The sequence below is a fragment of the Allorhizocola rhizosphaerae genome, from assembly GCF_003426775.1.
Classification (GTDB): Bacteria; Actinomycetota; Actinomycetes; order Mycobacteriales; family Micromonosporaceae; genus Allorhizocola; species Allorhizocola rhizosphaerae.
Genome location: NZ_QJUG01000346.1, coordinates 1 through 6,259, shown reverse-complemented (window position 1 = coordinate 6,259; position 6,259 = coordinate 1). Strand labels below are relative to the sequence as shown.

The following is a 6,259-nucleotide window of genomic DNA, read 5'->3' as shown; positions in this document are numbered from 1 at the left end:
TATGGCGAGGAGATCGCCGATCTGCTGCGCCACTCCCCCACCCCCGCCCGCGACCTGGCCAACGTGGCGTGGACCGCCATGACCGAACCCGGAGACACCCCCACCATGACAAACTTTGGCCGCGCCGCGGCACTCGTCGGCACCCCGTTCGCGGTCGTCATCGCCTGGGCCGCCGCCATGAGCACAGGGCACGCCCTGACGCAGGGCCGCGAATTCGTCCTCCCGTTCCTCCTGCCCGCAGCGATCGTCATCCCGCTCGCCGCCTGGGTGGCGTGGTTGTCCGCCCGCCGCAGCCGCCTCGCCCGCCCCGCCATCACCGTGCCCGCCGGCCTCGCGGCGGGCATGCTGGTGATCGCCTATATCCCGGGGGCGGGCATCATCGTCGGCGAGTGGTGGCAGGGCACGACCGTGGCGGTCGTGCTGTGGTTCGCCGGGATGGTCCTGATTGGACGGCTCAGGGCGCCCTGGCCAGCAAAGGTTTTGCTCGCGCTGGTCGTGCTCGAAGTGGCGATCATCGCCTACGTCGGGATCGTCCTGCCGCGCGACATGGCGCCGTGGAGCGAGGCCCTAATGTGGTACCCGTTCGGCTTCGTGGGCATCGACGGCGGCACCTACAGCTTGATGCCCCAGACGGTGCTGCTGCACGATCAGCTCAAGCTCCTGCCGCACGCGCTGACCGTGCTGACCGTCGTGACGCTGGTGCGCTCCTACGCGGCCGCGTCCGACAGCAGCGCGGCCAGCCTGCGCACGCCCTCGTCGATCTCGGCCGCCGACAGATAGCTGCTGGCCAGCCGGATCGCGTGCTCGCCGCCGCCCTCCGGATAGAAGAAGCTCATCGGCGTCCACAGCACACCATAGGCCGCCGCCGACTTCTCCAGCAGCGCGATATCGGCGAGCACGGGCACCTTCACGACCGCGAAGAACCCGCCCGCGGGCGTGTTCCAGGTGACGGACGGCGGCATGTGCGTCGCGAGCGAGTCGAGCAGCGCGAGCAGATTGGACCGGTAGAACTCCACTTTGGACGCGTTCAGCGCGCGCAGGCTGCAGTCTGCCTCCAGCAGCATGCCACCGACGACGGCCTGGCTGATGGGCGAGGTGTTGACGGTGAGCATGCTCTTGATGGCCGAAAGCTCGTCGGCCAGCAGCGTGCGCCGCCCGGCCGCGTCGACGACCTCCTGGTCGGCGACGAAGAACCCGACCCGCGCCCCGGGGAAGCACGACTTGGCGAACGACCCGAGATAGATGACATCCCTATTGGTGTCAAGGGCTTTCAGCCTCGGCCGTGCGCGATCGTCCAATCCGAACAGTCCATACGGGTCGTCTTCGAGGATCAGCAGCCGCGACTCCCTTGCCACCTCAAGCAACCGGTGCCGGGTCGGCACATCGAGACAGTCCCCGCGGGGGTTGGAAAAGTCTGGCACCAGATAGAGCGCGCGTGGGTTCTTGCCCGCACTGCGGACGGCGGCTGCCACACGCGCCACGCTTTCAGGGTCAAAACCGTTGTCACTTGGTACCGGGACAACCTCCACGCCGAGCAGGCGGGCCGCACCGGTGATCCCCACGTAGCACGGCGAGGCGGCAAGCAGCACGTCATCCGAGCCCGCGCAGATGCCGCGCAGCACGATGACCATCGCCTCCTGGCACCCGGCCGTCACCCCGATGGACTCGGGCGGCACGTCGATCCCCTCGTCGCCGGCGAGCATGCGCGCGATGAGCCCATGGATCTGGCCGTTGGTGCGGCCGTACTGCATGAGCGCCCGCCTCGGGTCGACCCCTTGCGCGTCCAGATAGGACGCGTAGTTGGCCAGGTACCGTGAAATGTCAGTGGTTTGGTAGAACCCCTCATAGGGCCGGCCGGCCGCCAGGGAGATGGCGTCGGGGAAACGCCCGGCGATTTCGTTGAGGAAGTTCATCGAGCTGGCGACGGGATCGCTCACCGAAGCGTGCATCGCCTCACGGATCAGCTCCACAGCGCACCCCGATCGATCCTCGCCAGGGTCGGACGGCCCGCAAGCGCCATCGTGTTCTCCAGTTCGGTTTGCAGCAGGGTCAACAGGTCCGGCACGCGCTCGGTCGCCAGCGCCCACAGCATGGGCCGGCCGACGAACACAGCACTGGCCCCGAGAGCAAGCGCCACAAAGACATCCCGCCCGGTGCGCACGCCACTGTCCAAATAGACCGGACATCGCCCGTTCACCGCCGCGACCACCTCCGGTAGCGCGCGCAGGCTCGGCACGGCCCCGTCGAGCTGGCGCCCGCCGTGGTTGGACACGATGACCGCGTCGGCGCCGTGCTCGACCGCGAGTGCCGCATCCTCGGCCGTGAGCACACCCTTGAGCACCAGCGGGAGCTCGGACAGGCCCTTGAGCCAGGCGAGATCGGCCCACGTGACGGTCTGGTCGAAGGTGAGCGCGGCGTGCGCGGCGATCCCGTCGGCCTGATAGGTCGACTCCATCAGCTGCTCTTCGATGTTGGCAGCCTTGATGTGCGGCGGGATGCCGAAGCCGTTGCGGATGTCGCGCAGGCGCCGGCCGATGCGCGGCGCGTCGACGGTCAGCACGATCGCCCGGTAGCCCAGATCCTGGGCCCGCTTCACCAGCCCGGCCAGCACGTCGCGGCGCTGCAGCCAGTACAGCTGCAGCCACAGCGGACCGGTCGCGGCGCCGGCGATGTCGTCCAGCGTGCGGCTGGCGAAGAAGCTCACGATCATCGGCGTGCCGTCGAGCGCCTGGGCCGTGGCGACCTCACCCGCCTGGTGGACCATTTGGTGGTACGCGATCGGGGCCAGGCCGATGGGCGCAGGCACACGATCGCCGAGCATGCGTGCCGAAGTGTCGCAAATAGACACATCAATCAGGACTCTTGGCCTTATAAGGGCGCTGTCGAAGAGTTGACGGTTCGCGTCCAGGGTCAGCTCGGCCCCGCTGCCACCCTCGATGAAATCCCACACGTGGGGCTGGACAGCGGCGCGCGCAGCCGCGGCAAAGTCCAAGACGGAGACCATCGACACGGATCACATCTTAAACATTCGACTTCCGTCGAGTGTTGTACTCCCGTCAAGAACGGTTACGCTCTTCGGCGCGGGGTCCCCACAAAGGTCATACCCGTGAGGAGGTGTGCGATGGCGGAAGTCGAGAAGGAAGTCTCCCGTGAGGTTGAGAAGCGGGAGGTCGAGGTCGGTCTGTAGCCGACGACACCCGGCCGGGGTGCTCAACTTGGGGCACCCCGGCTTTTGGCGCGCCGCGCGCATGGGAAAGCTTGGGGCATGACGCTCAAGAAATGGGTCGACGGGTATGTGCGCGCCTGGCGCACCAACGACCCGGCGGACATCCGGGCCCTGTTCACCGACGACGCCGAGTACTACACGGCCCCGTTCCGCCCGCCGTGGCGCGGTGTCGACGCCATCGTCGAGGGCTGGCTGGACCGGCAGGACGAGCCGGGCGAGTACTCGTTCGACTGGGAGCCGGTCGTGGACGGCGATGAGCTGGGCATCCTGCGAGGCGTGACGACGTACCCGGATGAGACCTTCAGCAACCTGTGGGTGATCCGGTTCGCGCCCGACGGACGGGCCACCGAGTTCACCGAGTGGTTCATGGAGCACTCGAGATCCACCGAGAGCTGATTGGCCCTCGACGCCCGGGGCGTGTGCGGCAAGAGTCAAGGCCATGGTCAACACAGGCTGGGCGGACGCTGGAAGTCCGATTGGGGCTCGCCGCCCATGAGCACGGCGGCTGTCCTTGGCATCGCGCTCGTGGCGCTGGGCCTCGTGCTCACGCCCGGCCCCAACATGATCTACCTGGTCTCCCGGACCCTGTCGCAGGGCCGGGCGGCCGGCCTGGTGTCGCTGCTCGGTGTGGCCGCAGGCTTCCTCGTGTACCTGGCTGGGACGGCCCTTGGCCTGACCGCGCTGTTCGCCACGGTCCCGGTGCTCTACCAGGCACTGAAGATCTTCGGTGCGCTCTATCTCCTGTGGCTCGCCTGGCAGTCGCTGCGCAAGAACGGCTCGGTGTTCGCCCCGCAGGAACTCGCGCCCGATCCGCGCCGCCGACTGTTCGCCATGGGCATGGTCACCAGCCTGCTCAACCCGAAGATCGCCGTGCTGTACCTATCGCTGCTGCCCCAGTTCATCGACCCGGCCCGAGGAAGCGTGGCCGGGCAGGGCCTGATCCTCGGGCTGGTGCAGATCGCGATCGCGCTGAGCGTGAACTTCCTGATCGTGCTCAGCGCCGGGCACATCTCGGGGTGGCTGGCCAAGCGACCCACGTGGATGCGGATTCAGCGCTGGTTCATGGCCACCGTGCTGGGGGCGCTGGCAGTGCGCATGCTCGCCGACCGCTCCATCGCGGCCCGATAGAGCGGGCCTTCGAACACGCTGTGCGGCAGCGCGCCGAGGGCCGTCCGCAGCGTGCGCACGGTGATTCCGGCCGTGATGTCCGTTGTGGACAGTCCGGGCGCTCCGTACATGCGCCGGGCCCATGCGGGCATCAGGCCGAACGCGGTCGCGGCGGCACCCGTGTAGGCCACGCGCACCGGGGACAGCGTCAGGTACCACGGCAGGGGCGGTACCCAAAGGAAGGCAAGGGTTTCGGCGGCATCCTTGGTCATGGCGAGCTCCGGGCGCACGCGACGGTAGTAGTCGCGCAACTGGGCTTGCGTGCCCGGCACAGTGGACGGGTCGAGCCCGACCAGCTCGGCCGCGCGGCGCTGCTCGGACAGATAGGTGTCCACCTCGGCGTCGGTGAGCTTGAGGCCCGCCCGGCGGGCAGTGTCCACAAAGGACTCGACCTCGGTCACGTGCACCCAGAGAAGCAGATCCGGTTCGTCCACGCCGAGGCGTGCGTGGATCGCCCGCACCCGGGCGCCGGCCGCCCGCGCCTGCTCGGTGGTCCCGTAGATCACCGTGGCGACATAGTTGATCGTGCGCATCAGCCGGCCCCACGGGTCGCGCTTGTAGCCGGAGTTGCGAAGCACACCCGCCAGCGCACGGGGGTGCAGCGACTGCAGGAACAGCGCTCGCAGCCCGGCCAGCATCAGGATCGGCTCGGCGTGCACCCGCCAGGTCACCGAGCCCGGCCCGAACAGGCCAAGGTCGCTCATGCTTCCCAGACTAACCACTTCACCACGGGCAGCAGGTCTGCGGGTTGGGCAGAGTGTCGTGCAGGTAGATGATCGCCCACGTCGAAACCGTCGCCGCGCCCGCGAACACCCACGACAGGCGTCGGCGCCCCGACGCGACCGCCCAGCCCAGAGCGCCGAGGCAGACGATGAGGGCCCCGGCGGGTACCAGATGCGCAAGCCAATACTCCAAGTAGTCCCACAGGATTCCGGTGCGCAGGACGTAGTAGACGGCCAGCAGGATGCCGGTGAACCAACTCACGGCCCCGCCGGACACCCGCCAGAACAGCTGCCCTCGGCTGAACAACGCCGTGACGGCAAAGAGGATGAACCCGGCCGCGTAAAGCTCCGGCCTGGTCAAGAGCGCCGGCACCACAAGGATGAAGTAGCATACGAGCAGCAGCTGCATGGAACCGGCGATCCCCACGATCCGCACGACATTGAAGAACCCCAAGGGCTTCTCCGGCATTTGCTTGGCTGCCTCCGCGCTCATCCGTCCAGTATGGGCAGCGAGCCGACACTGCTGTGAAGGTCCCGGGGAGATCGTGTGCACGATCTGCGGGTGATCGCTGACCTGACACGGCGGGCATTGGCAGAGTCCGACCTGGTGACGATCCCGGTGGCGTTCGCCGAACCCGGGTGGCCGGGCGAGAACGTGTTGAACGCATCCATCGATGGGAAGTGAGCGGGCTGGAGCGTTACCCCATCCGGTCGGCGAGGTCGTGCAGGGTGATGGGCTGGGCGATCGGGCGGTTGGCGAAGGCGAGCAGGTCGGCTGCAGTGACCGGGCGCTCGTGCGCGGAGGCGACGAGGTGGGCGACTGCGTGCCCGCACACCCGGCCCTGGCACCAGCCCATGCCCGCCCGCGTCATCAGCTTCGCGCCTCTCCCGTCCACAACACCCAATTCTGCGCATGCCCGGCGGATCGCGGTCGATTTCACGTCTTCACACCTGCAAACCAAGACGTCCTCCGGCACGCCGGGCTCGACCCGGTGGATTGCCGCCATCGCGGAGGCGAAGCGGCGCAACGACTCGCGCCGCCGCAGCAGGCTGACCGGAAGCGCGCGGTCGGCCGCGGCCAGCCCGGCGAGGCGGCCCTCGACGAGCGCGAGTGCCGCGCCGCCGACGCCCGTGACCTCGCCCG

9 protein-coding genes are annotated in these 6,259 nt (G+C 68.4%); 4 read left to right on the top strand and 5 right to left on the bottom strand.

Annotation, left to right across the window (positions count from 1 at the left end):
• Window positions 1-780: hypothetical protein (locus DM816_RS39540; protein ID WP_162908321.1), on the top strand; the 780-nt coding region annotated here is incomplete at its 5' end.
• On the opposite strand, the gene DM816_RS39535 is transcribed toward DM816_RS39540, so the two are convergent.
• Both DM816_RS39535 and DM816_RS39530 read right to left on the bottom strand, forming a co-directional pair.
• Window positions 708-1,949, bottom strand: coding sequence for an aminotransferase-like domain-containing protein (locus DM816_RS39535; protein WP_425455335.1), 1,242 nt, complete (start codon window positions 1,947-1,949; stop codon window positions 708-710). The two genes, DM816_RS39540 and DM816_RS39535, sit on opposite strands and share 73 nt — an antisense overlap.
• An 11-nt stretch (window positions 1,950-1,960) precedes the next feature.
• The gene (locus DM816_RS39530) at window positions 1,961-3,004 is read right to left on the bottom strand and encodes an alpha-hydroxy acid oxidase (protein WP_117215598.1); all 1,044 of its coding nucleotides are present in this window, start codon (window positions 3,002-3,004) and stop codon (window positions 1,961-1,963) included.
• Window positions 3,005-3,265: 261 nt separating this feature from the next.
• Between DM816_RS39530 and DM816_RS39525 the strand changes: the two genes are divergently transcribed.
• Window positions 3,266-3,622 (top strand): nuclear transport factor 2 family protein, encoded by a 357-nt coding sequence (locus tag DM816_RS39525; protein ID WP_117215597.1) that lies wholly within the window; start codon window positions 3,266-3,268, stop codon window positions 3,620-3,622.
• A 96-nt stretch (window positions 3,623-3,718) separates the two neighbouring features.
• Entirely contained in the window at window positions 3,719-4,354 is a 636-nt protein-coding gene (locus DM816_RS39520; RefSeq protein WP_117215596.1) for a LysE family translocator, read from the top strand.
• Here the strand turns inward: DM816_RS39520 and DM816_RS39515 are convergent.
• Both DM816_RS39515 and DM816_RS39510 read right to left on the bottom strand, forming a co-directional pair.
• Window positions 4,276-5,097, bottom strand: a complete 822-nt coding sequence (locus DM816_RS39515; RefSeq protein WP_117215595.1) for an oxygenase MpaB family protein — start codon at window positions 5,095-5,097, stop codon at window positions 4,276-4,278. The two genes, DM816_RS39520 and DM816_RS39515, sit on opposite strands and share 79 nt — an antisense overlap.
• Window positions 5,098-5,116: 19 nt before the next feature.
• Entirely contained in the window at window positions 5,117-5,608 is a 492-nt protein-coding gene (locus DM816_RS39510) for a hypothetical protein (RefSeq protein WP_117215594.1), read from the bottom strand.
• Between the two features lie 69 nt (window positions 5,609-5,677).
• Between DM816_RS39510 and DM816_RS45420 the strand changes: the two genes are divergently transcribed.
• Window positions 5,678-5,800, top strand: coding sequence for a hypothetical protein (locus DM816_RS45420; RefSeq protein WP_281274406.1), 123 nt, complete (start codon window positions 5,678-5,680; stop codon window positions 5,798-5,800).
• A 13-nt stretch (window positions 5,801-5,813) separates the two neighbouring features.
• On the opposite strand, the gene DM816_RS39505 is transcribed toward DM816_RS45420, so the two are convergent.
• On the bottom strand, window positions 5,814-6,259 hold a 446-nt coding region (locus tag DM816_RS39505), incomplete at its 5' end, for a (2Fe-2S)-binding protein (protein ID WP_170318928.1).

Excerpts from the sequence above, each read along its gene's own strand:
- DM816_RS39525 (WP_117215597.1), top strand. The coding sequence starts at position 3,266 with ATGACGCTCAAGAAATGGGTCGACGGGTATGTGCGCGCCTGGCGCACC.
- DM816_RS39510 (WP_117215594.1), bottom strand. The coding sequence starts at position 5,608 with ATGAGCGCGGAGGCAGCCAAGCAAATGCCGGAGAAGCCCTTGGGGTTC.
- DM816_RS39530 (WP_117215598.1), bottom strand. The coding sequence starts at position 3,004 with ATGGTCTCCGTCTTGGACTTTGCCGCGGCTGCGCGCGCCGCTGTCCAG.
- DM816_RS39520 (WP_117215596.1), top strand. The coding sequence starts at position 3,719 with ATGAGCACGGCGGCTGTCCTTGGCATCGCGCTCGTGGCGCTGGGCCTC.
- DM816_RS39515 (WP_117215595.1), bottom strand. The coding sequence starts at position 5,097 with ATGAGCGACCTTGGCCTGTTCGGGCCGGGCTCGGTGACCTGGCGGGTG.
- DM816_RS39535 (WP_425455335.1), bottom strand. The coding sequence starts at position 1,949 with ATGCACGCTTCGGTGAGCGATCCCGTCGCCAGCTCGATGAACTTCCTC.